The organism is Methylobacterium oryzihabitans, assembly GCF_004004555.2.
In the GTDB taxonomy this organism is placed as follows: Bacteria; Pseudomonadota; Alphaproteobacteria; order Rhizobiales; family Beijerinckiaceae; genus Methylobacterium; species Methylobacterium oryzihabitans.
The window spans coordinates 340,027-364,165 of record NZ_SACP01000001.1; the positions used below are offsets into that span (position 1 = coordinate 340,027).

Here is a 24,139-nt window from a genome sequence, read left to right on the forward strand (position 1 = left end):
CGAGAGATGCCCGTCGTCGCCGTCGTCGGAGCCGGCCTGATCGGCCGCTCCTGGGCCGTGGTGTTCGCCCGTTCGGGCTTCACGGTGCGCCTCACCGACATCCACGCCCAGACCCTGGAGGCCGCCCCTGGCCACATCGCCGCCGCCCTCGACCAGCTCGCCGGCCACGGCCTCGTGACGGACGTGCCTGCGATCCTGGCGCGGATCTCCGTCGCGCCGGGGCTCGCCGAGGCCCTCGACGGCGTCGACCTCGTTCAGGAGAACGGGCCGGAGCAGGTCGAGGCCAAGCGCGCCCTGTTCGCCGAACTCGACCGGCTGGCGCCGCCGGACGCGATTCTCGCCTCCTCGACCTCGGCCATCGTCGCGTCGCGATTCACGGAGGATCTGCCGGGCCGGGCCCGCTGCCTCGTCGGCCATCCGGTCAATCCGCCCCACCTCGTGCCGGTGGTGGAACTCTGCGGCGCGCCCTGGACCGATCCGGCGGCGATCGCCCGCGCCCGCGACCTCTACGCCGCCGCCGGGCAGGCGCCGGTGCTGGTCCACCGCGAGGTCGAGGGCTTCGTGCTCAACCGGCTGCAGGGTGCGCTGCTGTCGGAGGCCCTGCGCCTCGTCGGCGAGGGCGTGGTCAGCCCGGAGGACCTCGACACCACGATCGCGCAAGGGCTCGGCCTGCGCTGGTCGTTCCTCGGCCCCTTCGCGACGATCGACCTCAACGCCCCCGGCGGCATCGGCGATTACTGCGCCCGCTACGGCGGCTTCTACCGCAGCCTCGCCGCCGACCCGGCCCCGCCGAGCGTGTGGGACGCCGACAACACCGGCCGCCTCGTCGCCGCCTGGGGCGCCGGCCCGGACCCGGCTCCCGCCGCCGAGCGCAGCCGCCGGCGCGACGCCCGACTCGCCGCCCTGATGGCGCACAAGCGCGATCAGGCCTGAACCCGAGGAGACACCCATGGCCCCCCGCAAGGTCGTCATCACCTGCGCCGTCACCGGCGCGATCCACACCCCCTCGATGTCGCCGCACCTGCCGGTGACCCCCGACGAGATCGCCGAGGCCGCGATCGGCGCCGCCGAGGCCGGCGCGGCGATCGTCCACCTGCACGCCCGCGACCCGAAGACCGGCAAGCCGGACCAGAACCCGGAGGCGTTCCAGCCGTTCCTGAGCGTCATCAAGCAGCGCTCGAACTGCGTCATCAACCTGACCACCGGCGGCGCCCCGACCATGGGCATCGACGAGCGGCTGGCCCCGGCCTCCCACTTCAAGCCCGAGGTCGCATCACTCAACATGGGGTCGATGAATTTCGGCCTCTACCCGATGCTGGAGCGCTTCAAGACCTTCCAGCACGATTGGGAGAAGCCTTATCTCGAAGGCTCGCGCGACCGGATCTTCAAGAACACCTTCGCGGACATCGAGCACATCCTGACCACCTGCGCCGAGAACGGCACCCGGTTCGAGGTCGAGTGCTACGACATCGGCCACCTCTACACCCTGGCCCATTTCGCCGATCGCGGCGTCATCAAGCCGCCGTTCTTCGTCCAGAGCGTGTTCGGCATACTCGGCGGCATCGGCCCGCATCCCGAGGACGTGCAGCACATGAAGCGCACCGCCGACCGGCTGTTCGGCGACAATTACCGCTGGTCGGTATTGGGCGCCGGCCGCAACCAGCTCCCCATCGCCGCGCAGGCGGTGGCGCTCGGCGGCAACGTCCGGGTCGGGCTCGAGGATTCGCTGTGGATCGGTCCCGGCAAGCTCGCCGAGACCAATGCCGATCAGGTCCGCAAGGCGCGCCAGATCATCGAGGGGCTGGGGCTGGAGATCGCCACCCCGGACGACGCCCGCGAGATCCTGGAACTGAAGGGCGGCGACCGGGTCGGGTTCTGACGGGCCTCCTTCGAGGCTCGCCGACCGGCTGCACGCCCGCCCTTCCCCCGCGAAGGTGAGAGGATCGGGCGTGGACTTCCTCGGCCCGCCCCGATCGGGGCGGGCCGCACCCTCACGGCTTCAGCGCGCCCTGCGTCTCGACATAGACCGCGTAGACCGACGTGCTCGCCGCCATGAACAGGCGGTTGCGCTTGGTGCCGCCGAAGCAGAGGTTGGCGCAGGTCTCCGGCAGGTGGATCTTGCCGATCAGGTCGCCGGACGGGGTGTAGCAGCGCACCCCGTCCTCCTTCGGGTCGGCCCAGCCCATGCTGCACCAGACGTTGCCGTCGACGTCGCAGCGCACCCCGTCGGTGAAGCCCGGCGAGAACCCCTCCGCGAACACCCTGTCGCCGGTGAGCCGGTCGCCCTCGACCGCGAAGGCGCGGATGTTGGCCCGCCCGCCATGGGTCGCGCCGCTGTCGACGACGTAGAGGGTCTTCTCGTCGGGCGAGAAGCACAGGCCGTTTGGCCGGTCGATTCCCTCGGCCGCCACCGTCGCCTGCCCGGTCCGGCCATCGACGCGATAGACCCGGGTCGGCAACTCGGCCTTGTCCTTGTGGCCCTCGTAGAAGCCGTCGATGCCGTAGCCCGGATCAGTGAACCAGATCCCGTCGTCGGCGGCCACCACCACGTCGTTCGGGGCGTTGAGCGGCTTGCCGTCGAAGCGGTCGAGCACGACCGTGATCGTGCCGTCGTGCTCGGTGCGGGTGACGCGGCGCGAATCGTGCTCGCAGGTGAGCAGCCGCCCCTGCCGGTCGCGGGTGTTGCCGTTCGAGTAGTTCGAGTTGGCGCGAAACACGCTGACCCGGCCGTCATCCTCCAGCCAGCGCATGATCCGGTTGTTCGGGATGTCGCTCCACAACAGATAGCGGCCATCGCGGAAGTATACCGGCCCCTCCGCCCAGCGGAAGCCGGTGGCGATGCGCTCGATCGCGGCGTTGCCGACCTTGTAGCGGAACCGCTTGTCGAGGGCCTCCACCCGCGGGTCGGGGTAGCGCGTGCCGGGCAGGTCGCCGAGCGGCAGCCTGTCGGCCTGCGCCGCCCGGCCGGTGAACGCGGTCGCGGCGACGGCCGCGGCGCCCATCAGGACGTCACGTCGGTGCATGGTTTCCTCCCGTCCAGGTTCGGACGGAAGGGAGTGTAGGGCGGTGGACGGCGGGTCGCTATCCGGAGTGGCGGCGGACCGGGACCGTCACGCCTGACCTCTCCGCCGCGTGGCCGCCGGCGACAACCCCGAGGCGAGGCGATCCAGTTCATTACGCGCGGTGGTCGTCGGGCTGCTGCGGCCCGTCTCCCACTCCTTCACGGTGGCGAGCGGCACCGAGAGTTCGGCGGCGAACTCGTCCTGCGTCATCGCGAGCCTGAGGCGGATCTCCTGCGGGGCGTGGACCACCCGCACCGATGCGGGCTCGAAGTCGGGATCGTACCCATCCTCGATCTGGTGGGCACGGATCTCGTCCTCGGTCGTCGCATCGAGCCGGGCTTCGTCGACCCGGAGCGTGCGCTGCCGCGCCTCGGTCAGGCTGTATTTCGCCATCGCGCCCGCTCCTTCCTGTTCGCGGCCCAAGCGGTGATGATCCAGCGGATCGGCCCGCGATCCGTGTACACGACCGTGAAGAAACGGCCTCCCGTCTCGCCGACCGCCACCATCCGGACCTCGCCGTAATCCTGACGCGTATCCTGCCACTCGACGGTGCGGCCGAGAAAGATGCCGACGGCATCCTCGAAACCGAATCCGCGCCCGGCGCGAACCGTCTCGTTCTTCTCGTCGCGCCAGTCGAAGTCCATGCGGCACGATAGGTCCCGCGCCCGTCATGCCGCAAGGGAATGCCCCGGACATGTTCCCCGGAAAAAGCGGATCAGTGAAGATCCTGCTTCCGCTACCCCCGATACCCCTCCCCGTCCAACCCCCGGTCCCGCCCCGCCGCCAGCAGCGTCTCCCAGACCGGGTCGGTCAGCGGCACGCCCTCGGCGAGGCGCGTCGCGCGGGTGTGGCGCTCGGGCTCGCCGGGCAGCAGCACCTCGCCGCCGGGCGTCGCCGGGCGGGCGCTCCTGAAGAAGTCGAGATAGGTGCGGGTCTCGGCCGCCACCGCGTCGTCGGAGCCGAAGGCCTGCGGCGTCAGGTAGATCGACAGCATGCCGTTGCAGAACCGGCGCTGGCCCGGTCCGCAGGTGCCCGAGCCGGTGAGCGCCCCGGCGAGCAGCTCGCATAGCAGCGCCAGCCCCGAGCCCTTGTGCTCGCCGAAGGCCCGGATCGCGCCGGCGCCGTTGCGGCTGTCGCGGGCGAGCGTGCCCTCGATCGGCCCGAACAGCGTCGCGGGATCGCGGCTGAGCCGGCCGTCGGGTTCGATCAGGACGCCCTCGGGCAGCGCCTTGCCGCCCTGGGAGGCGACCAGCACCTTGCCCTCGGCGACCGCCGAGGTGGCGAAGTCGAGGATGATCGGCTCCTCGCCGGCCACCGGGAAGCCGGCGGCGAACGGCGCGGTCGAGAACCGGCGGTCGACCGAGCCGAACGGCGCCACGAGCTGGCTGCCGGCGACGTTGACGAAATGCACCGAGACGAGACCCGCCGCGGCGGCCTGCTCGGCCCATTCGCCGATCCGCCCGAGATGGCCGGAATGGCGCAGGGCCACGATGGCGACGCCGTTGGCCTTCGCCCGCGCGATGCCGAGTTCGGTCGCGAACGGGCCGGCGGTCTGGCCGAAGCCGTAGCCGCCGTCGACGAGGGCGAAGGCCGGGCTGTCGCTGACGATCTGCGGCGTCTGGTTGGCCACCACCTCGCCCTCCCTCAGCCACGCGACGTAGCGCGGCACCCGGATCACCCCGTGGCTGTCGTGCCCGGTGAGGTTGGCGGCGACGAGGTAGCGGCCGATCCGCTCGGCCTCGGCCGGGGCGCAGCCCTCGGCGGCGAAGATGTCGCGAACGTAGGCGGTCAGGCGATCGGCGGCGATCTGCATGGGGTCTCCTCCGGTTCTTCTTTGGTCGTCCGCGAATAGCGAATGCTGGTGCAGCGGTGAAGCGGCCCGTCTGCACGACCCCTATTCGCTGACCGCCCCCCGGGATTCACGCACGAGGACTGGACATGGCAGCGCTGCCGGTGTCCAATCGTTCCCAACACCGGGCCTTCGACCGCACCGGTGATGGGAGAGGACGTCATGAGGACGACGCGTCGCGTTTTCCTGGGCGGTGCCGCGTCTGCCGTGATCGGCAGCGTCGCCAGCCCCTTCGTCAGCCGTGCCGGCTACGCGCAGGGGACCGGAGCCACCACCCGCATCGGCATGGTGCTGCCGGTGACCGGCCCGGGCGCCGATGCCGGGCGCTTCGCCCTCAACGGCGCCAAGATCGCCCTGGAGGCGGTCAACAAGGCCGGCGGCGTCCTCGGCAAGCCGATGGAACTGGTCACCGAGGACGACCAGACCACCAATCCGGGCGCGGTGCTGGCCTTCTCCAAGCTCGCCTCGCAGCCCGATCTCGTGGCGTTCATCGGATCGATCCGCTCGACCCAGAACCACGCCATGGCGCCCGACATCCTCAAGACCGGAAAGCCGGTGGCGTTCGGCGGAACCGACCCCGTTCTGACCCAGATGGGCAATCCGTGGATGTTCCGGTTCCGGCCGAACGACAGCTTCTCGGCCCGGGTCATCGCCGAGTACGGCACCGGCAGTCTCGCCAAGAAGAAGTGGGCGATCATCCACTCGACCGACGCCTTCGGCACCAGCGGCGCCAAGGCGCTGACCGAGGCCCTGGGCAAGGCCGGCGCCACCGTGGCGCTCGACCAGGGCTACACCAACCAGAGCCAGGACTTCACGCCCGTCGTGCTGGCGATCCGCCAGTCCGGCGCCGACGTGATCGGCTCGTACTTCACGTTCGAGAACGACCTCGGGATCTTCGCCCGGCAGTTGCGCCAGCTCGGTGTGCAGGCGCCGTGGGTCGGCTCGGCCTCGATCGTCAACGTCACGGCGCTGAAGCTCGCCGGCCCCTCGCTCTACAACACCTACGGGGTGGCGGACTACGCCGAGGAATCGAGTGACGCGGCGCGCGACTTCGGCAAGGCGTACCGGGCGGTGATGAAGCTCGCTCCCGACAACCAGTCGTCCTGGACCTTCGACGCCGTGACGGCGCTGGCCAAGGCGATCAACGCCGCCGGCAAGACCGACCCGAAGGCGATCCGCGAGGCGCTGCTCGCGATCCGCGGCCACGAGGGGGCGGAGGGCACCTACAACTTCGACCAGAACGGCGACGGCCTGCACGGCTACAACGTCGTGCGCAACGACAAGGGCAACATCGTCTTCGACAAGCGAATCGACTTCTACAAGGGCTGAGCCCGCGAAGTTGCCGCGTCACCGGCGCGCTCAGCGAGTGCGCCGCCCCTCCCCTGTCACGCCGGGCGGGCCCCGCATGGATCTCGTTCTCCAGCTTCTGTTCACGGGCATCGGCATCGGCGCGGTCTACGCCCTGGTGGCGCTCGGCTTCGTGCTGATCTTCCGCGCCACCAACGTGGTGAACTTCGCCCAGGGCGAGTTCTCGATGGTCGCCGCCTTCCTGATGGTGGTGTTCGCGGTCGACCTCGAATGGCCGTACTGGCTGTCGTTCCTGATCGCGATCGGCGGCATGGCTTTGCTCGGGGCGCTGTTCAACCTCGGGGTGTACTACCCCCTGCGCCACCGCACCTACCTGCCGGTCATCATCTCGACCATCGGCGCCTCGATCTTCCTCGCCAACACCACGCTGGCGTTGTACGGGCCGCAGCCGCAGGTGCTCTCGCCGGTCTTCGAGACGCAAGGGTTCCTGCTCGGGCCGGTCTTCCTCGACAGCCAGTACCTCCTCATTATCGTCGTGACGGCGGTGCTGGTGGCGTTCCAGTACTGGTTCTTCGAGCACACCCTGATCGGCAAGAAGCTCCAGGCCACCTCCCAGGACAAGGAAATGGCGGCGCTTCTCGGCATTCCCGTCGCCGGGATGATCATGCTGACCTTCGTCTACAGCGCGATGTTGGGGGGCATCGCCGGCATCCTGGTGGCGCCGGTGCTGTTCGTGTCGATTCAGATGGGCGCGACCATCGCGCTCAAGGCCTTCGCCGCCACCATCATCGGCGGCTTCGGCGACGTCACCGGGGCGATCATCGGCGGGCTGGCGCTCGGCATCATCGAGACCTTCGGCGCCGCCTACATCTCGGTACCCTACAAGGACGCCTTCGCGTTCATCGTCCTCGTCGCCTTCCTGATCCTGCGACCCCAGGGGCTGTTCGGCGAACGCATCGCGGAGAAGGCATGACCGGCTCCCCCCGCCCCGCCCCGGCCGACCTCGCGGCCGCTCCCGCGCCCCGGCGCCTGCCGCTCGGCAGCATCCTGTACGCGGTCTTCGCCGCCGGGATCGTGCTCCTCGCCGCCTCGGTGACGGTCAACGGCTACCTGCTCAACATCCTGATGCAGGCCGCGACCTACTCGGTCGCGGTGATCGGGCTCACCGTCGTCCTCGGCCTGTGCGGGCAGATCAACCTCGCGCAGGCGGCGTTCTTCGGGCTGGGCGCCTACGCGGTCGCCCTCGGCACCGTCGATTGGGGCTTAAGCTACTGGCTCTGCATCCCGATCGGGCTCGCGATCTCGGTGGTGTTCGGCGCCTTCCTCGGCGCCTCGACGCTGCGGCTCGGCGGGCACTACCTCGCGATGGTGACGATCTCGTTCCAGCAGATCGTGACGCTGGTCCTCATCAACTGGATCCCGGTCACCCACGGGCCGGACGGCGTGCCGCGCATCCGCCGGCCCGACCTGTTCGCCGACGGGCAGAGCTACCTCGCCTTCTGCCTCGCGGTGCTGGCGGTGGTCGCCTGGGTGGTCTGGCACATGCCGAAGACCCGCCTCGGCCGCGCCATGCGGGCGGTGCGCGACAACGAGCTCGCCGCCGGGGTCGCCGGGGTCGACGTCTACCGCACCAAGGTGACGGCCTTCGCCATCGGGGCGTTCCTGGCCGGGCTCGGCGGCGCGCTGTTCGCCGGCGGCTTCGCCTATGTCAGCCCCGACCAGTTCTCCTTCGCCGAATCAATCGTGTTCCTCACCATGGCGCTGCTCGGCGGCGTCGGCTCGCCGGTCGGCGCGGTGATCGGCACCGGGCTCCTCATCCTGATTCCCGAGTGGCTGCGATTCCTGAAGGAGATACCGGGCCTCTACCTCGCGATCTACGGCCTCGCCGTCATCCTGATCGTGGTGTTCATGCCCGAGGGCATCTGGGGCTTCCTCGGCGACCAGGTGAAGCGCCTGCGGCGCAAGAAGCCGGCCCCGCCGCCGGCCCGGGACCTCGTCCTGACGCAGGGCGCCGGGCACAGCCCGCAGGTGCTTCAGGTCGAGGGCCTGTCGAAGCACTTCGGCGGCCTCAAGGCGGTCGACGAGGTGAGCTTCTCCGTCGCCCGCGGCGGCATCCACGCCCTGATCGGTCCGAACGGCTCGGGCAAGACCACGACGCTCAACGTCCTGTCGGGGCTCTACTCCCCGACCGGCGGGCGGGTGCGGCTCGACGGGCGCGACATCACCGCGATGCCGCCGCACGAGCGCGCCGCCGCCGGGCTCGGCCGGACGTTCCAGAACATCCGCCTGTTCCGCTCGATGAGCGCCCTCGACAACGTGGTGATCGGCGCCGAGCGGCCGGGCAACGACGCCGTCGCCCGCGACCGCGCCTCGCTGGAGGCCCGGGCTCGGGCGGCTTTGGCCTTCGTCGGCCTGGAGGCGCGGGCGGGCGAGCCGGTCTCGTCGTTCTCCTACGGCCACCAGCGCCTGATCGAGATCGCCCGGGCGCTCGCCGGCAATCCGGTGCTGCTCCTCCTCGACGAGCCGGCGGCGGGCCTCAACTCGACGGAGAAGCACGCGCTCACCGGCCTGCTGCGCCGGATGGCCGCCCGGGGTCTCACCATCCTCATCATCGACCACGACATGACCCTGGTCAGCGACGTCGCCGCCCACATCACGGTCTTGAACTTCGGCCGGCGCATCGCCGACGGCGTCACCGCCGAGGTGCTGCGCGAGCCGGCCGTCATCGAGGCCTATCTCGGTCAGGAGGCGGCCGAGGGCCCGGCCACCGGCCTCAAGTCCGACCTCGCCCCGGCCTGAAGGAGGATCCCTTGGCGCTCCTGGAGATCCGCGACCTGACCGTGCGCTACGGCGAGATCGAGGCCGTGCGCGGCATCTCGTTCTCGGTCGAGGCCGGCGAGGTCGTCACCCTGCTCGGCTCCAACGGGGCCGGCAAGTCGACCACCCTCAAGACCATCTCGGGGCTGGTGAAGCCCGCCGGCGGCGAGATCCTGTTCGAGGGCCAATCCCTGCGCGGCCTCAAGGCCGAGGAGATCGTGCGCCGGGGCGTCGCCCAGGTGCCGGAGGGCCGCCGGGTCTTCCCCGGCCTCACCGTGCGCGAGAACATCATGCTCGGCGCCTCGAACCGGAAGGGCCTGTCGGCCCGCCAGATCCGCGACGAGGCCGACGGGATGTTCGAGCTGTTTCCCGACATCCGCCGCTTCGCCGACGCTCTGGGCTGGACGCTGTCGGGCGGCCAGCTCCAGATGGTCGCGCTCGCCCGCGGGCTGATGGCCAAGCCCCGCATCCTGCTCCTCGACGAGCCGTCCCTCGGCCTCGCCCCGGTCATCGTCCAGGCGGTCTTTTCCATCATCGCCGAGGTGCGCCGCCGCGGCACCACCGTGCTCCTCGTCGAGCAGAACGCCCGCATGGGCCTGTCGGTCGCCGACCGCGGCTACGTGCTGGAGACCGGCCGCCTCGTGCTCAGCGGCGAGCCGCAAGCCCTGTGGGCCAACGACGACATCCGCGCCGCCTATCTCGGCGGCCGCCAGACGGTGGCGGCCGCGGTCTGAGAAGACCCGGCGCACCCGACCGACCGGAGACCATCATGTCCGCGACCGTCCTGCCCCTGCCCGAACCCCGCACCGTCCGGCTCAGCCCCGACGACAACGTGGTGGTGGCGGTCGACGCGATCGCGCCCGGCCACGCCGTCGAGGGCGTCACCGCCACCGCGCGGGTGCCGAAGGGCCACAAGATGGCGACCGCCCCGGTCGCCGAGGGCGCGCCGATCCGCAAGTTCGGCCAGATCATCGGCTTCGCCAGCCGGCCGATCGCTCCGGGCGAGTGGGTCCACGAGCACAATGTCGGCCTCGGCGAGGCCAAGGGCGACTTCGCCCGCGACTACCGCTTCACCGAGGAGGCGCGCCCGACCGAGCCGCTGCCGAAGCCCGAGCAGGCCACCTTCGAGGGCTACCGCCGGGCCGACGGCCGCGTCGGCACCCGCAACTATCTCGGCGTGCTGACCTCGGTGAACTGCTCGGCCACGGTGGCGCGCTTCATCGCCGAGGAGGTGAACCGCTCGCGCATCCTCGACGAGTACCCGACCATCGACGGCATCATCCCCCTCGTCCACGGCACCGGCTGCGCCTACGACCTCAAGGGCGAGGGCGCCGAGATCCTCAAGCGCACCCAGTGGGGCTACGCCGCCAACCCGAACATGGGCGGCGTCATCATGGTCGGGCTCGGCTGCGAGGGGTTCCAGATCGACCGCTGGAAGCGCGCCTACGGCATCGAGGAGAGCGAGACCTTCCGCAGCTTCACCATCCAGGAGACCGGCGGCACCCGCCGCAGCGTCGAGGCTGGGGTCGCGGCGATCCGCGAGATGTTGCCGGCGGTGGCCCGCGCCCGGCGCGAGAGCGTACCGGCCTCCGAACTGGTGCTGGCGCTGCAATGCGGCGGCTCGGACGGCTATTCCGGCATCACCGCCAACCCGGCGCTCGGCGCCGCGGTCGACCTGCTGGTGCGCCACGGCGGCACCGCGATCCTGTCCGAGACGCCCGAGATCTACGGCGCCGAGCACCTGCTGACCGCCCGCGCGGCGACCCGGGAGATCGGCGAGAAGCTCGTCGCGATGATCCGCTGGTGGGAGGAGTACACCGCCCGCAACGGCGGTGAGATGAACAACAACCCCTCCCCCGGCAACAAGGCCGGGGGCCTGACGACGATCCTCGAAAAGTCCCTCGGCGCCACCGCCAAAGGCGGCACCACGACGCTGACCGGCGTCTACCGCTACGCCGAGCCGGTGACCGCCAAGGGCTTCGTCTACATGGACACGCCGGGCTTCGACCCGGTGGCGGCGACCGGGCAGGTGGCGGGGGGCGCCAACGTGCTGTGCTTCACCACCGGCCGCGGCTCGGCCTATGGCTGCAAACCGACGCCCTCGATCAAGCTCGCGACCAACAGCGAGATCTACCGCCGCATGGAAGAGGACATGGACATCAATTGCGGCGATATCCTCGACGGGGTGTCGATCGAGGACAAGGGCCGGGAGATCTTCGAGACGGTCCTGCGCGTCGCCTCCGGCGCGCCGTCGAAGTCGGAGCAGCTCGGCTACGGCGATGCCGAGTTCGTGCCCTGGCAGGTCGGCGCGGTGATGTAGCCGGGCGCCGCTCGCCGCGCTATGGGCGCGGGCCGGAGCCGGGTTCGCGGGCTCCGAGACGAGACGCGCTCATGACACCCGAATCAACCGGGCGGGCCGACCTGACCCGCCGTCAGTGGACGATGACCCTGCTCGCCAGCCTCGGCGGCGGGCTCGAATACTACGACTTCATCGTCTACGGCATCTTCGCCCAGTACATCGCCGCCGCGTTCTTCCCGGCGAGCGACCCCGTCGCCGCCCTGACCCTGTCGCTGGCGGTCTTCGCCGTCGGCTACCTCGCCCGGCCGCTCGGCGGCATGGTGCTGAGCCATTTCGGCGACCGCTACGGCCGCAAGACCGTGTTCGTCGTGACGGTGTTCGTCATGTCGGCCTGCACCCTCGGCATGGGGCTGATTCCGCCGCACGCCTCCTGGGGCGTCTGGGCGACCCTGCTGCTGGTCACCCTGCGCTTCGTCCAGGGGCTGTGCATCGGCGGCGAGCTGCCCGGCGCCATCACCTTCGTGGTCGAGACCGCCCGGCACCGGCCGGGCTTCGCCTGCGGGATCGTGTTCGCCCTCGTCAACAGCGGCGTGCTGCTCGCCAGCCTCGTCAACCTCGCGCTGCAATCCTGGCTGCCGCCGGCGGCGATGGCCGAGTACGGCTGGCGCCTCGCCTTCGTGTTCGGCGGCGTGCTCGGGCTGGTCAGCGTGTGGCTGCGCCGGGCCCTGGAGGAGACGCCGGAATTCCTGCGCCTGCAGCACGCCGCCGCGCGCAGCCCGGTCGGCGAGGTGCTGCGCCACCACCGGCGGGCGGTGCTCGCCGGCATCGGCATCGTGGCGCTCACCGCCGGGTTCAACGGCATCCTGTTCGCCCACATGCCGGCCTATCTCGCCGGAGTGCTGCGCTACGACCGGCAGGGCATCGCGCTGGCGATGAATCTGGCGCTGGTGGCGATGTCGCTGTCGCTGCTCGCGGCATCGTGGTTCGCCGACCGGGTGCCGCCGCGCCGGCTGCTGCTCGCCTCGTCGGTGATCCTGCTCGTCGGGGCGGTGCCGGCCTACGCGGTCCTCGCCCGGGGCGACGCCAACCTGATCCTCGTCCTGCCGCTGCTCACCGTGGCGGTCGCCGGGGCGAACGGCAGCTTCGCCTACCTGCTCGCCAAGCTGTTCCCGACGCGGGTGCGCTTCAGCGGCGTCGCGCTGTCGCTCAATCTCGGCTTCACGCTGCTGAGCGGTCTCGGCCCGCTGGCCGCCAACCTGCTCATCGGGGCGACCGGCTGGCCGGGAGCCCCGGGCCTCATCATCGCGGCGGTGGCCCTGGTCAGCCTCGTCACCGCCCTGCGCCTGTCCGAGCGCACGGCCGAGGACGCGGTGGCGGCGCAGGCCCGGCCATGAAAAAACCCGGCGTCGCGGGGACGCCGGGTCGGACCGATCAGTAGCCGTAATAGAACCGGCGCGGGCCGTAATACGGCCGGCGCCAGTACGGCCGCGGCGGGCCGTAGAACCGCCGGGGTCCGTAGAAGGGCCGCGGCCCGTAGAACGGCCGGCAATAGCCCCAGCGGTTCGGGAAGAAGCCCGGTCCGCAACCGCCGGCCACCCGGGTCACCGCGGTCTCGGGCGCCACGGCTCCGAGCCCGATCGTCGCGGCGCTGGCCGCCGACGACAAGCCGAGACTACCGGCGACGAACGCCGCCATCCCGAGCACTCTCAGGTGCAACATCGCAGGATCTCTCCAACGTTGACGGGCAGCCGTCCGACTGCCCGACTACGCCTCGATAGAGCGCCCCGCGACCTGAACGCATCATGACTCGGACGGATCGGATTCGGTCCGTCCACAGCCGCGATCCGGCGGTCAGCCGGCGGGCTTGCGCCGGCGGCGCGGGGCGGGGGCCTCCTCGGGAGCCGGTTCCGGCTCGGCCGGGGCGGTCTCGACCGGCTCGGGCTCGCTCTCGACCGCCTCGGCGGCGCCCTGGCCCCGCCGGCGCTGACCGAGGCCGCTGGTCCGGGCGAGTTCGGAGCGCTGGGCGGCGTAGTTCGAGGCGACCATCGGGTAGTCCGGCGGCAGGCCCCATTTCTGGCGGTACTGCTCCGGCGAGAGGCCGCGGCCGGCCAGATGCCGCTTGAGGGTCTTGTACGGCTTGCCGTCCTCCAGCGAGATGATCGCGTCCGGCGTCACCGTCCGGCGGATCGGCACCGGCGGTACCAGCTTCTCGGGCTCGGACGGCGGCGGCGAGCCGAGGTGGCTCAGCGAGGTGTGGACCGCCTCGATGACGCCGCGGATGTCCGCCATCGGCACCGAATTGTTCGAGACATAGGCCGACACGATGTCAGCCGTGAGACTGACGTAGTCGAAGGATGGGGTCTGGATATCGTCTGCCATGCGTCACCAACCCGGCTGAGACGCCCAAGAAGGCCACGTCTCCTCGGTGCAGTCAACGTTGAGTTGTGTGAATCCCGACACTCTTCACGACTTTCGGGATGCACTCGACAGTAACCGCGTGACGCAGGCCGACGAGCGACCGCCATGGCGGCGGTCTTGACCGGTTCGCCCCGGCCGGACGGTCGGGATCCGCCCCGCGGCCGGCGGCGGGCGGGCCTGGACGGGGCGGCCGGGCAAGCAGAAAATTCCTGTCGACAACTCCGGCCGCAGGGATGGCCGCATTTCGGCCGCCGGATCGCCTTAACCCGCCCGGAAGTCGATCGCGGCCAAGGTCGCGGCGACTGCCGGACGAAGCCTGTCGGACCATGACCAACCTCTCACGACGCCTCCTCATCACCGGAGCGACCGGCGGCCTCGCCTCGCTCGTCTTCGGCGCCGCCCCGGCCCTCGCCTGGTCGGATCGCTCCTACGGCTCGCCCCTCGGCCGCGGCCGGATGCGGCAGCCCGAGCCCGAGCCGGATCCCCTCTACGAGGGCGCCCAGGGCGCGCCGCCGGAGGATTCCTTCTGGGGCAGCCCTTCCCCGCAGCGGCCCGTCGATCCGCGAGGCCCCGGACAGGTGGTCGCGACCGAGATCGACGACGGGCCGATCGACTACGCCCGCGCCTACGAGCCGGTGCCGGGCGAGCCGTTCCCGATTCCCGCCTTCCGCTGGCGCCGGGCCAACCCGGCCTTCCTGCGCCAGCAGGTCGCCTATGGCGGCCGCTTCGAGCCCGGCACGATCGTGATCGATCCGCGGGCCCACCACCTCTACCTCGTCCAGGGCGGCGGCCTCGCGCGGCGCTACGGCGTCGGCGTCGGCCGGCAGGGCTTCGCGTGGTCGGGGGTCGCCACGGTCAATTCCAAGCAGGCCTGGCCGGACTGGTATCCGCCCAAGGAGATGATCGCCCGCCAGCCGGCCCTGGCCCGGCAGGTGTCGCAGCTCCAGAGCGGCCTCGGCGTGCCGGGCGGCCCGCGCAATCCCCTCGGGGCCCGCGCGATGTACTTGTGGCAGAACAACAAGGACACGCTGTACCGCATCCACGGCACCACCGAGCCGGAGAGCATCGGACGCAGCGTGTCGTCGGGCTGCATCCGCATGATCAACCAGGACGTGATCGACCTCTACGCCCGGGTCGCGGTCGGCGCCCAAGTCCACGTCATCGGCTGATCCTCGGCGCACGAAAAAACCCGCGCGGCGGGAAGCCGCGCGGGTCGGGGAAACGGGTCGGGATCAGTCGCGGCCGTGGCTGGCGCGGTGATGCACGGCCTGCTCGCGGTCGATCCGCTCGAGGATCTCGGTCTGCTTGCGGGTCTCGTCGCGCAGGCTGCGCAGCAGCTCGGCGATCCGGGCCAGCAGGTCCGCGAGCCGCCGGGCCTGCTCGCGCAGGTCGCGCAGGGCCTCGGCTCCGCCCGGCGCCGGCGGTCCCGGCCCTTCGGCGGGCGGCGCCTCGTGCCGGTCCCGGTCGGCCCGCAGCACCATCGCGAGGCAGGAGACCGCGACGACGCCGCCGACGACGATCTGGAGCAGCGGCATCGACGAGAGGTGCGGCAGCAGGGCGATCAGCGGGTCCATGCTACCTCGCCTTCGGCACGACGGGCCGCCGCCGGGCGACGGCATCCCGGCGCGCGACGTAGCAGGAGATCGCCTCGAACACGGTCAGCGTGCCGAAGACCGGGATGACGAAGGACGGCGCGTCGGCCGACAGGGCGTCGACGACGAGGGCCAGGGTGAGCTGGCCCATGATGACAGCCCCGAACCCCGAGCAGGCGGCCCGGATGTTGGCGCCGTTCGGGCGCGCCACACCGTTGTTGATGTGCCCGTTCAGGACCAGGGCGGCCGTCCGCAGGGTGCCGACCGCGCCGAAGAACAGCGCCATCTCCTCCTCGCCGAAGCCGAGGGCCGCGACCGGCCGGAGCGAGGCGCGCTCCAGCGCGTCCCCCGGCACCGCCAGCGTCAGGGCGACGAGCAGCATCATCACCGCCATCGCCCACTCGAACAGGCGGTGGGCGGAATAGGGGCCGGCGGGATGCGCCGGCCGGGGCGGGGCCAGCGCGCTCACGGCTGCGCCCTCACCTTGCCGCTCGGGACCGCGTCGGCGAGGCGCGGCGCGGCGACGATGCGGTGCACCTCCGGCACGGTCGCGGCGGCGGCGACGAGGCCGGCATCGCGGCGGGCGTAGAGGCTCCAGGCGGTCGCCGCGAGGGTCAGGACGGCGCCGGCGAGCGCCGTCATCTCGTCGGCGCCGATCCAGCCGCGCCCGACCGCGATGCCGCCGCCGACCTGGAGAACGGTTCTGAGAAAGGACAGGGCCTGTTCGCGATTCATGGAAGCGTCTCCTTGTGAGAGGGTCGGATCAGGCGGCGGGGGCCACCCGGGACTGGCGCAGGGCCTCGGCGCGCACGCCGGCGACGCGCCGCGCCCAGCCGGTGCCGAAGCTCGGCCAGGTCGAGAGGCGGCGCAGGAAGGCGAGCCGGTCGGCGCAGACCCGCTGCACCAGGTCGGCGCCCGGCCGCGCCCGCACGGCCGCCAGGGTGACGGGTCCGAGCCGGCCGTCGTCGGCGACGCCGGCGGCGCGCTGGAGCGCCATGATCGCGCGGGCCGGACCCGAATTCACCGCGAAGTCGAACACGGCGTAGTCGAGGCCCGCCGGCAGGTCGTCGCCGCGCACCGCGTCCCAGTACCGGGCGCGGTAGATCGGCGCGACCGAGGCCGGCGTCAGCGCCTTGACCTCGGCCTTCGTCGCAGGACGGCCGAGCCAGTCGCCGAGCGTGCCGATGGTCACGCCGAGATTGGTCGCGCCGCCGGGATCCTTCGGGTGGTCGACGTAGCCGCCCTCGTGCTGCAGCACGAGCGGCAGCGCGTGCGCGAAGCCCGCGTCACTCATCGTCATCTCCATCGGTGGAAAGGGTCGCGCCGGCGGCCGGGTCGGGACTCGGCGCAGAACTGCCGGCGGTGGTATGGGTTGTGCCTGCGAGGGCAGCAGGAGGCGTCGATGCTCGGCAGACTCATCCCGGTGGCCCGCGGCCCGCGGGATCCGCACCGGCCCGAGACGGAAGCCGGCGATCGGCAGGGCGTCCTGCCCGAGGAGATGACGGCGTTTCCGCCGATGGAGCCGCTCGCTCCTCCCCCGGCACAGAACGACGATCCGCTGGCCGCGCTCTGCGACACCGTGGAGAGCGCGCTGCGCGAGGCGGGCTTCCTGCGCTGAATCAGCCCGCGGCGGCCTCCAGCGCAGCGAGGCGGGCCTCCTGGCCGCGGATCAGGAACAGCGCGAGTTCGTCGGCCCGGAACCCCAGCCGCTCGCCGGCCGGGCGCGCAGGCTCGGCCTCCTGCACCACCCGGGTCTCCCCGGTCGGCGCGCCGTCCTCGTCCAGAACCTCCTCGCTGATCTCCGGCCGGCCCGGACTCGCCGGCCAGGCGTCGCGGCACACGAAGGCGTAGGCGAAGGGGTCGAGCCCGTGGCCGGTCAGGATCGCCATCGCCCGCTGCACCGTCAGCCCGACATGGTGGCGCGCCCCCGCGCCCTTCGCGTCGATCGCCGAGAGGAACCGGAACGCGCCGACCTCCCGCGCCAGATCGGCCGCCGCCGCCAGCTCGGCCGGCGTCAGCGGCGCGACCGCGGTCTTCTCGCGGGCGTCCGAGGTACTGATCGTGCCGGTGCCGGCATAGAGCTGCGACCAGCGCGACGTCGCGCCGCCGAGTGCGCGGGCGTTGTCCGCCGCCGGCTTCCAGTCGTGGTGGCTCAGGTGGCCGGCGACCGGGTCGAGGGTCAGCGCCGGCACCAGCGTGCCGGCGACCTGCGCCCGCAGCACCCAGCGCGACGACTGGCCGGCCGCGGTGGCGTAGTCGCCGCCCGCCGCCAGCTCGATCCGGCCGGCCTCGACGCGGCCGGCGAGCGACGAGCCGAGCCGGGCCGACCACGCCACGCCGTGCCCGGCCGCGGTGATGCCGCCGTTGGTGAGCGTGTGGACCACCACGAGCCCGTTGTCGGCGTAGTCCGAGGTGACGCGCCCGCTGGCGTCGATCGTCGTCGCGCGCGCGCCGGCACCCGCCGTCAGCCCGGCGAAGGTCGGGCTGGCGCCGGTCCCGAGCCCGGCGGCGGTGGCGAGCGCGGCGGCACCGGCGGCGGTCAGCGCGGCGCGCCCGGTGGCGGTGGCGTCGGCGATCTCGGCGGCGGACGGGCCGGCGAGGGACTTGCCGCTGGCGCGCTGGTAGTGCCAGACCCGCCAGACGCCGGCCGCGTCCGAGAGCGCGAGGCAAGTGTCGCCGGCCGCCGTCACGAGGCTGGTCCCGGCGGGCAGGATCAGGCCGGCGGCGCTGTGCGCCAGGGTGACGGCTCCGGTGAAGCGCAGCAGCCGCACCCGGTTGGGGCTGGTGCCGAAGCTCGTCACCGTCGCGCTGCCGGTGACCGCCACCTTCAGGGTCGCAGCCGCGCCGAGGTCGAGGGTCGCGGCCGCCGCGAGTCCGGTCTCGGCGGCGAGGAAGTCGACGCCGCCGCTCGCGCGCTCGATCCGCAGCGCCTCGCGCCAGGAATTGCCGTCCGCCGAGACCTTCAGCCGCAGGTCGTCGGAACCGGTGAGCCCGATCTCCGCCCGGCCCGACCAGCCGGACTGGAACAGCAGCGACAGGGTGTTGCCCGGCGCCTCCTTGTTGAGGATGCAGCGCAGGTCGCCCGAGCCGCCCTCGGCCGCGGCGCGGGCGGTCCACAGGGCGGTGTTGAGCTTGGCGGCGAAGGGGTTCTGGGCATCCGCCTCGGTGCCGAGGCCGAGACGGGTGAGCCCTTGCAGCGAATCCGGCGCCGGGCGGCAGGCGACCCACCCGGCGCCGTCATGGACGAACAGGGCGCCCTCGGCGGCGACCCAGGCGAGCCAGCCCGGGCGGGGGGCGTAGGAGATCCAGGCGCCATCCTGGAAGCAGGCGATCCGCCCGGTCCATCCGGCCCAGGCGCCCGTCGGCCCGGCAACCGTCACGAGATGGCGGTCGCCCTCGGCGGGGCTCGCGGGCGGCGCGGTGCGGGTGCGGTCGAGCACGGCGAGCTGCACCAGGGCGTCGAGGACCGTCAGGGCCTCGTTGTGCGTGACGTGCTTCTGCGCCTGGGCGGCGGCGAGCAGGGGCAGCGCGAGGCGCGGGGTCGCGTCAGACATCGAGGGTCCTCCTCAGGGCCGCGCCGCGGCCGACGACGGCGGAGAGCTGGTGGATCGCGACCGACAGGCGCCGGACCGGGGTGCCGAAATCGGCCGCCTGCGCGGCGGCGGGATAGAGGAGGGCCGGCGTGCCGGAGGCGAGCGTGCGCAGGACCGCGTCGTCGCCTGCCAGGATGTCGACCTCGTAGGCCTCGCTCTCCTCGGCGAGCGGCACCTCGACCTGCTCCCACGGATCGCCGCCCCGCCGGGTCCGGCGGATCCAGGTCAGGGCGATGCCGCCGTCGGCGAGCCGCCGGGCGCGGGCATGGACCGGTGCCAAGGGGACGAGTCCGGGCGCGGCCGGCACCAGGGAGGTCTCGGCCCAGCTCGCCTCCTCCGGCGGCCGGGACACCGGGCCGTAGCGCAGCCGCTGCGGCACGCCGCGCCCGTCGAGGGGCAGCCCGGACTGGACCAGGGCATCGCTCAGGACGACGAAGCGGGCGCCGGCCGGCGCCCCCTCGCCGTCGCCGCTGCCGAGTTGCCCGCGCAGGAGATGCGTCAGCCGGTAGCGCCCCGGCCCGGTCAGCTCGGCCCGGGCCCATTGCACGATCTCCCAGCGACCCGGCCGGGTCTCGACCGCCGCCGCGTTGGCGCCGTCGAGCACCGCCCGCGCGGTCGCCGAGGACAGGTCGGCGTCGGTCGGGATCCGCACGTCGATCGCGCCGGCGCGGTCCCAGCGCCAGAGCGGCCCGGGGGCGAGCGGGGCGAGCAGGGTTCCGATGACCGAGCGGGCGTCGATCCGGGCCTCCTCGGCAGGGGGCTCGCCCGCCGCTGCCCGCTGGACCGCGACCGGCGTCCACGGCTCGGTGTAGGCGGCGTAGTACGGCGCGTGCGCGCTTCCGCCGTCCCGCAGGAGCGGCAGGTCGAGAACCGCGAACAGGCCGACGCCGACGACGATCGGCGGGGCGGGCAGCCGCGGCTCGCGGCCGCCGTCGGGTGCGGCGAACAGGCCGGCATCGGCCCGCACCGCCTGGACCGGCCGGCCGCCCTCGAGCCCGACGCGCGTCAGCCGGTACTCGCCCGTCCGGCCGTCCGCGGTGAGGCGCACGACGTCGCCCGGATCGAGGGCGAGCGCCGAGGGTGGCAGGGCGCAGCTCAGCGTCTCCCGTTCGACATGGGCTCGCTGCAGCAGCGTCTGCGCCGCCGCCCGCGCCTCGCCCTCGTCGAGGGCGAGATCGAGGGAGAGGCCGGTCTTGGCGGCCGGAGAACCGGCGAGCCGCCGCGCCTCGGCGGTGGCGCTCCGGTAGTCGGCGGCGGGATCGACGTAGGTCAGCGCCACCGCACCGGGCAGCGACAGCTCCTCGGCCCGGGTGCGGGTGAGGTCGGAGCCCGAGCGCCCGCCCTGCCCCGCCACGAGGTCGCCGGCCTCGATCTGCCGCACCGGCGCCCGCGCGAGGTGGTCGAAGACGATGCGGCCGCCGCTCTCGGTGGCGTCGAAATGGTGGAGGCTCTGGAGCGCCTCGATCGCCTCCCGCGGCGAGGCGATACGGGCCAGAGTGTAGCCCTCGACCACGCCGTGCAGGCGCGACACGTCGACCGCGACCGGCAGGCCGGCGCAGAGGTCGGCGACCACGTCGGCCAGCGGCGCGAGGTCGAGGCGGCCGTTGATCCAGTGGCCGAGCCGGTAGTTGCCGGCGTCGCGCCAGATCCCGGACTGGCGGGGGAAGTCGGGATAGGGCCGGGCGTCCCAGGTCCAGACCGCGGTCCGGTCGGCCTCGACCATCCGCCGGCCGGTGGCGGGGAAGACAGGATTGTGCCCGGCCTCCGGACGCCAATAGCCCAGCACCGCTTCCAGGGCGGCGCGCTGCACCGCGAGGTCGCGCCGGCCGAGGGAGAAGTAGGGCAGGAACGACTCCGACGACTTCGGGTCGACGAACACGTTGGGCTGGTTGGCGCCCTTGTCGACCGCCGGGCAGCCGAGTTCGGTGAACCACACCGGCTTCGAGCCCGGCACCCACGCGGTCGGGGTCGAGGCCCGCACCCCGCCCGGGCGATCGCGGTGGGGGTTGCTCCACCAGCCGCGCAGGTCCTTGACCCGGAACACCCAGTGCTCGCCATGCGCCGTGTCGCGGATCGGCGTGCGCACCTGCGCGTCGCGGGCCGCGGCATCGGCATAGTACCAGTCGAACAACTCGCCGCCCTCGACGTTGCCGGCGAGATAGTCCGGGTCGCAGGTCGAGGCGGCGCCGGCGCTTGCGTCGAGATGGTCGAAGCCGTCGCGCCAGTCGGCGAGCGGCATGTAGTTGTCGATCCCGACGAAGTCGATTGCGGGGTCCGCCCACAGTGGATCGAGGTGGAACAGCACGTCGCCCGAGCCGTCCGCCGGGCGATGGCTGGCATACTCGGTCCAGTCGGCGCCGTAGCCGATCTTCGTGCCCGGCCCGAGGATGGCGCGGGCCTCGGCTGCGAGCGCCCGCAGGCGGGCCACCGCCGGGAAGGTCGCGGGGCCGGAGCGCAGGGTGGTCAGCCCGATCATCTCCGAGCCGATCAGGAAGCTGTCCACCCCGCCCGCCGCCTGCGCGAGGCGGGCGCAGGTCAGGATGAAGCGGCAGAAACTCCATTCGGCCGGCCTGGCGCTAGCGACCGTGCTGCCGGTCCAGGCGAGGTCCGCCGCCGTCGTGGTGCCGAAGAACGCCGCGACCGCGCCGGCCGCCGCCGCCGTCTTGTCCGGCGAGCCAGGACGGCCGGGGGCCGGGTGGCAGGTGATCCGGCCGCGCCACGGGAAGGCCGCCTGCTCGGCGCCGCCATGCGGGTCGGGCAGGCCGTTGCCGGCGGGAATGTCCATCATCACGAACGGGTAGAGCGTGACCGAGAGGACGCGCCGCTTCAGTTCGAGGATCGCCTGCACCACCGAGAGGTCGGAGGGCGCCCCGCCGACGAGCGGGTTGCCGGCCGCGTCGCGGCTGACGAGGCCGGCCTGCTCACGGGTCAGGCCCGCGGCCTGCCAGACCGCGCCGGTCGTCGTCTTGGCGGCGGTCTCGACCCGGGGGACGATGCGGCAGGCATCCAGGCGCAGGTCGGTGCCGTGCCACGCCACCACCAGCGAGACGTGCCGGCAGTTCGGCGCCTCGGCCTGCAGCCGGTCGAGGGCGGCGAGAAGATCGACGCCGCCCGACACCGTGTTCTGGACCGCGAGGCGGCCGAGATCCTGCGCCACCACCGGCGCGGTGGCGTAGACGAACTCGCCCATCGCCGGGATCAGCGTGACGGCGGTGACGAGGTCTTCGAGGGCGGGCCTGCCATCCGCCCGCGGCGGCCGGCGGACGACCTCGGCGGTGACGACCGGGATGCGGTTGCCGAAGGCGGCGAGGGCCAGGTCCTCGAACACGAGGTAGGCCAGCCCGCGATAGGCCGGCGCCTGCCCGGCGCCCTCGACCGCCTCGATCGCCGGGTCGGCCTCCTGCGTCTCGTCGCCGAGGTAGAGGCGGTGCGGGTAGTCCGACAGGCGGATCGGCTTGCCGTCGGCCCACACGGTGCCGAGGCCGCGGATCGGGCCCTCGCACAGGGCGACCGCGAACGAGACCGAGTAGGCGTAGGTCACCGTGTAGGTCCTGGGCTGGCTCGGCCCGCCCTTGCCGCCGGAACTCCGCACCCGCTCGACGGTCTGGCGTTCGCGGATCGGGGTCGCCCACACGATCTGGCCGGCTACCCGCATGCGGCCGTACACCCGCGGCACCACCGCGCCCTCGGTCGAGGCGGTGACGTAGAGGTCGGACAGGCGCGGCCCCTCGTGGACCGCCGGCCCGCGCGAGCCGCCGAACAGCCCGCGATCGACGAGGGCGCCGCCGAGGGTTCCGGCGAGCCCGCCGAGCACGCCGCCGAGGGGCCCCGCGAGGGCGGTGCCGGCGGCGCGTCCGGCATAGCCGAGGACGAGGGTGCTCATCGGGGCAACTCGGGAAAGCGGAAGGCCCAGGCGATGCGCCGGGCCCAGGCACGCGGGATCGCGCTCTCGACGACCGCGTGGCCGTCATAGGCGTGGATCATCCGGCCGGGGCCGGCGAGGATGGCGCAGTGCTTGGCCGGGACGCCGTCGCGCCAGCGGAACAGCACCACGTCCCCGGCCGCGGCCTCGGCCGGGTCGATCTCGACGAGGTGCCGGCGGGCGGCGTCGCGCAGGGTCTCGGCGCCGTGCTCCTCGGCCCAGGCCGGGCTGTAGGGCGGCGGCACCTCGGGCTCGGCGCCGTAGAGGTCGCGCCACACCCCGCGCAGCAGGCCGAGGCAGTCGCAGCCTGCGCCGCGCAACGACGCCTGATGGCGGTAGGGCGTGCCGAGCCAGCAGCGGGCCGCCGCGACGATGCGGGCGGCGCAAGGGGCGGGATCGGACATGACATCATCCGTCGCGGCGGGGATAGGCGGTTGCGGCATCGTTGCCCGGGATGTGCGGGCAGCCGCGGAAGTTCGGGCCGTTGCCGAACCTCGTCCGGCAGGTCGCGAAGGTGTGGTCGCAGCCCGCCGTGACGGTGAAGCCGTCACCGGCCGCGATCGGTTCGGGCATCGGCTCCCACAGGTCGATCGTGGTGCCGGCGGCCGGCCCGATCCGGGCGTCCCGGCGCACCTCGGCGCTCGCGCCGGCATTGGACCCGGAGGTCCAGACGAGGCGCCCGCCGGCGAACCAGCCGTCGCCCGGCGCGGCGAGGCCGGTGCTGCGGAACGACCGGCCCGACAGCACCGCGCCGACCCGCGCCTCGGCGCGGTAGGCCGGCACCGTCAGGTCGACGCGGCAGCGGGCGTCCCCCAGCACGGCGTCGCAGCCGCGCTGGAACAGGCGTCCGCGCGGCTGGTTGAGGGCGGCGGCGAGCGAGCGCACCTCGGCGACGAAGCCGGTGCGCCCGCGGGCCACCTCGCCGAGATGGCCGCTCGTCACCAGGACACGCTGGGAGGGGTCCCCCCAGTCCACCCGCCACGCCGCGACCGCCGCCCCGTCGAACAGGCCGCGGGCGAGGTCGGCCTCCGACAGCCGGTCGTCGGAGAGCGCGCCCATCACCTCCAGGGTGTCGATCGCGAGCCCGCCGGACTGCTCCAGCGCCGAAGCGGTCAGGCCGGTCCGGGCCGAGCAGGCGACGCCCTCGACGGTCAGATCCTCGTCGTGGTCGGTGAAGCCGAACCGGACGCCGTCGCGGCGGGTGACGATCCAGCACCAGGCGAGCGTGGTGATCCCGCTCGCGAGGCTCGCGGCGAGGTCGGGGGGCAGGGTTTTCATC

24 protein-coding genes are annotated in these 24,139 nt (G+C 72.8%); 10 read left to right on the top strand and 14 right to left on the bottom strand.

Going from position 1 to position 24,139, the window contains the following annotated elements; all coding sequences use genetic code 11:
• The first annotated feature begins 6 nt into the window (after window positions 1–6).
• On the top strand, window positions 7–933 hold the full coding sequence (locus tag EOE48_RS01535) for a 3-hydroxyacyl-CoA dehydrogenase (RefSeq protein ID WP_127726999.1): 927 nt from the start codon (window positions 7–9) through the stop codon (window positions 931–933).
• 16 nt (window positions 934–949) lie between these two features.
• Entirely contained in the window at window positions 950–1,879 is a 930-nt protein-coding gene (gene kce, locus EOE48_RS01540) for a 3,5-dioxohexanoate:acetyl-CoA acetone transferase (RefSeq protein ID WP_127727000.1), read from the top strand.
• A gap of 112 nt (window positions 1,880–1,991) precedes the next feature.
• Here the strand turns inward: kce and EOE48_RS01545 are convergent, their stop codons facing one another.
• The 4 genes from EOE48_RS01545 to EOE48_RS01560 form a co-directional block, all read right to left on the bottom strand.
• Entirely contained in the window at window positions 1,992–3,023 is a 1,032-nt protein-coding gene (locus EOE48_RS01545) for an SMP-30/gluconolactonase/LRE family protein (RefSeq protein WP_187371283.1), read from the bottom strand.
• A gap of 87 nt (window positions 3,024–3,110) precedes the next feature.
• Complete coding sequence (locus EOE48_RS01550) at window positions 3,111–3,455, bottom strand: helix-turn-helix domain-containing protein (RefSeq protein WP_127727001.1); 345 nt, start codon at window positions 3,453–3,455, stop codon at window positions 3,111–3,113.
• Complete coding sequence (locus EOE48_RS01555; RefSeq protein WP_127727002.1) at window positions 3,437–3,706, bottom strand: BrnT family toxin; 270 nt, start codon at window positions 3,704–3,706, stop codon at window positions 3,437–3,439. Before EOE48_RS01555 ends, EOE48_RS01550 begins: the two co-directional genes overlap by 19 nt.
• Before the next feature lie 92 nt (window positions 3,707–3,798).
• Window positions 3,799–4,875, bottom strand: coding sequence for a malate/lactate/ureidoglycolate dehydrogenase (locus EOE48_RS01560; protein WP_127727003.1), 1,077 nt, complete (start codon window positions 4,873–4,875; stop codon window positions 3,799–3,801).
• A 198-nt stretch (window positions 4,876–5,073) separates the two neighbouring features.
• Between EOE48_RS01560 and EOE48_RS01565 the strand changes: the two genes are divergently transcribed.
• The 6 genes from EOE48_RS01565 to EOE48_RS01590 all read left to right on the top strand — a co-directional run bounded on the left by EOE48_RS01565 (window position 5,074) and on the right by EOE48_RS01590 (window position 12,729).
• The gene (locus tag EOE48_RS01565) at window positions 5,074–6,240 is read left to right on the top strand and encodes an ABC transporter substrate-binding protein (RefSeq protein ID WP_127727004.1); all 1,167 of its coding nucleotides are present in this window, start codon (window positions 5,074–5,076) and stop codon (window positions 6,238–6,240) included.
• 76 nt (window positions 6,241–6,316) lie between these two features.
• The gene (locus tag EOE48_RS01570; protein ID WP_127727005.1) at window positions 6,317–7,192 is read left to right on the top strand and encodes a branched-chain amino acid ABC transporter permease; all 876 of its coding nucleotides are present in this window, start codon (window positions 6,317–6,319) and stop codon (window positions 7,190–7,192) included.
• Window positions 7,189–9,018, top strand: coding sequence for a branched-chain amino acid ABC transporter ATP-binding protein/permease (locus tag EOE48_RS01575; RefSeq protein ID WP_127727006.1), 1,830 nt, complete (start codon window positions 7,189–7,191; stop codon window positions 9,016–9,018). Before EOE48_RS01570 ends, EOE48_RS01575 begins: the two co-directional genes overlap by 4 nt.
• 11 nt (window positions 9,019–9,029) lie before the next feature.
• Complete coding sequence (locus EOE48_RS01580; protein WP_127727007.1) at window positions 9,030–9,770, top strand: ABC transporter ATP-binding protein; 741 nt, start codon at window positions 9,030–9,032, stop codon at window positions 9,768–9,770.
• Window positions 9,771–9,805: 35 nt separating this feature from the next.
• The gene (locus EOE48_RS01585) at window positions 9,806–11,356 is read left to right on the top strand and encodes a UxaA family hydrolase (protein WP_127727008.1); all 1,551 of its coding nucleotides are present in this window, start codon (window positions 9,806–9,808) and stop codon (window positions 11,354–11,356) included.
• Between the two features lie 71 nt (window positions 11,357–11,427).
• The gene (locus EOE48_RS01590; protein ID WP_127727009.1) at window positions 11,428–12,729 is read left to right on the top strand and encodes an MFS transporter; all 1,302 of its coding nucleotides are present in this window, start codon (window positions 11,428–11,430) and stop codon (window positions 12,727–12,729) included.
• A gap of 37 nt (window positions 12,730–12,766) precedes the next feature.
• Here EOE48_RS01590 and EOE48_RS01595 read toward each other — a convergent pair whose 3' ends face one another.
• Both EOE48_RS01595 and EOE48_RS01600 read right to left on the bottom strand, forming a co-directional pair.
• Window positions 12,767–13,054: a GCG_CRPN prefix-to-repeats domain-containing protein gene (locus EOE48_RS01595; protein ID WP_127727010.1), complete on the bottom strand. Its 288-nt coding sequence runs from the start codon at window positions 13,052–13,054 to the stop codon at window positions 12,767–12,769.
• Window positions 13,055–13,186: 132 nt separating this feature from the next.
• Entirely contained in the window at window positions 13,187–13,714 is a 528-nt protein-coding gene (locus EOE48_RS01600) for a Ros/MucR family transcriptional regulator (RefSeq protein ID WP_127727011.1), read from the bottom strand.
• Between the two features lie 365 nt (window positions 13,715–14,079).
• On the opposite strand from EOE48_RS01600, the gene EOE48_RS01605 reads away from it, so the two are divergent.
• Window positions 14,080–14,922: a L,D-transpeptidase gene (locus tag EOE48_RS01605; RefSeq protein ID WP_127727012.1), complete on the top strand. Its 843-nt coding sequence runs from the start codon at window positions 14,080–14,082 to the stop codon at window positions 14,920–14,922.
• A 63-nt stretch (window positions 14,923–14,985) separates the two neighbouring features.
• Here EOE48_RS01605 and EOE48_RS01610 read toward each other — a convergent pair whose 3' ends face one another.
• From EOE48_RS01610 to EOE48_RS01625, 4 genes are read right to left on the bottom strand one after another with little or no spacing between them, the layout of a single operon-like run.
• The gene (locus EOE48_RS01610; protein ID WP_127727013.1) at window positions 14,986–15,327 is read right to left on the bottom strand and encodes a hypothetical protein; all 342 of its coding nucleotides are present in this window, start codon (window positions 15,325–15,327) and stop codon (window positions 14,986–14,988) included.
• A gap of 1 nt (window position 15,328) precedes the next feature.
• Entirely contained in the window at window positions 15,329–15,814 is a 486-nt protein-coding gene (locus tag EOE48_RS01615; protein ID WP_127727014.1) for a hypothetical protein, read from the bottom strand.
• Complete coding sequence (locus tag EOE48_RS01620; protein WP_127727015.1) at window positions 15,811–16,080, bottom strand: Pam3-gp28 family putative phage holin; 270 nt, start codon at window positions 16,078–16,080, stop codon at window positions 15,811–15,813. The genes EOE48_RS01615 and EOE48_RS01620 overlap by 4 nt, the downstream gene beginning before the upstream one ends.
• A 28-nt stretch (window positions 16,081–16,108) precedes the next feature.
• Window positions 16,109–16,639 (bottom strand): glycoside hydrolase family 108 protein, encoded by a 531-nt coding sequence (locus EOE48_RS01625; protein ID WP_127727016.1) that lies wholly within the window; start codon window positions 16,637–16,639, stop codon window positions 16,109–16,111.
• Between the two features lie 108 nt (window positions 16,640–16,747).
• On the opposite strand from EOE48_RS01625, the gene EOE48_RS01630 reads away from it, so the two are divergent.
• Window positions 16,748–16,963: a hypothetical protein gene (locus EOE48_RS01630; RefSeq protein WP_127727017.1), complete on the top strand. Its 216-nt coding sequence runs from the start codon at window positions 16,748–16,750 to the stop codon at window positions 16,961–16,963.
• 1 nt (window position 16,964) lies between these two features.
• Here the strand turns inward: EOE48_RS01630 and EOE48_RS29680 are convergent, their stop codons facing one another.
• From EOE48_RS29680 to EOE48_RS01650, 4 genes are read right to left on the bottom strand one after another with little or no spacing between them, the layout of a single operon-like run.
• Complete coding sequence (locus EOE48_RS29680) at window positions 16,965–18,899, bottom strand: DUF2793 domain-containing protein (RefSeq protein WP_246153890.1); 1,935 nt, start codon at window positions 18,897–18,899, stop codon at window positions 16,965–16,967.
• Window positions 18,892–22,821, bottom strand: coding sequence for a baseplate multidomain protein megatron (locus tag EOE48_RS01640; protein WP_127727018.1), 3,930 nt, complete (start codon window positions 22,819–22,821; stop codon window positions 18,892–18,894). The genes EOE48_RS29680 and EOE48_RS01640 overlap by 8 nt, the downstream gene beginning before the upstream one ends.
• Window positions 22,818–23,264, bottom strand: coding sequence for a DUF6950 family protein (locus tag EOE48_RS01645; RefSeq protein WP_127727019.1), 447 nt, complete (start codon window positions 23,262–23,264; stop codon window positions 22,818–22,820). The genes EOE48_RS01640 and EOE48_RS01645 overlap by 4 nt, the downstream gene beginning before the upstream one ends.
• A gap of 4 nt (window positions 23,265–23,268) precedes the next feature.
• Complete coding sequence (locus EOE48_RS01650) at window positions 23,269–24,138, bottom strand: DUF2163 domain-containing protein (RefSeq protein WP_127727020.1); 870 nt, start codon at window positions 24,136–24,138, stop codon at window positions 23,269–23,271.
• Window position 24,139 lies beyond the last annotated feature (1 nt).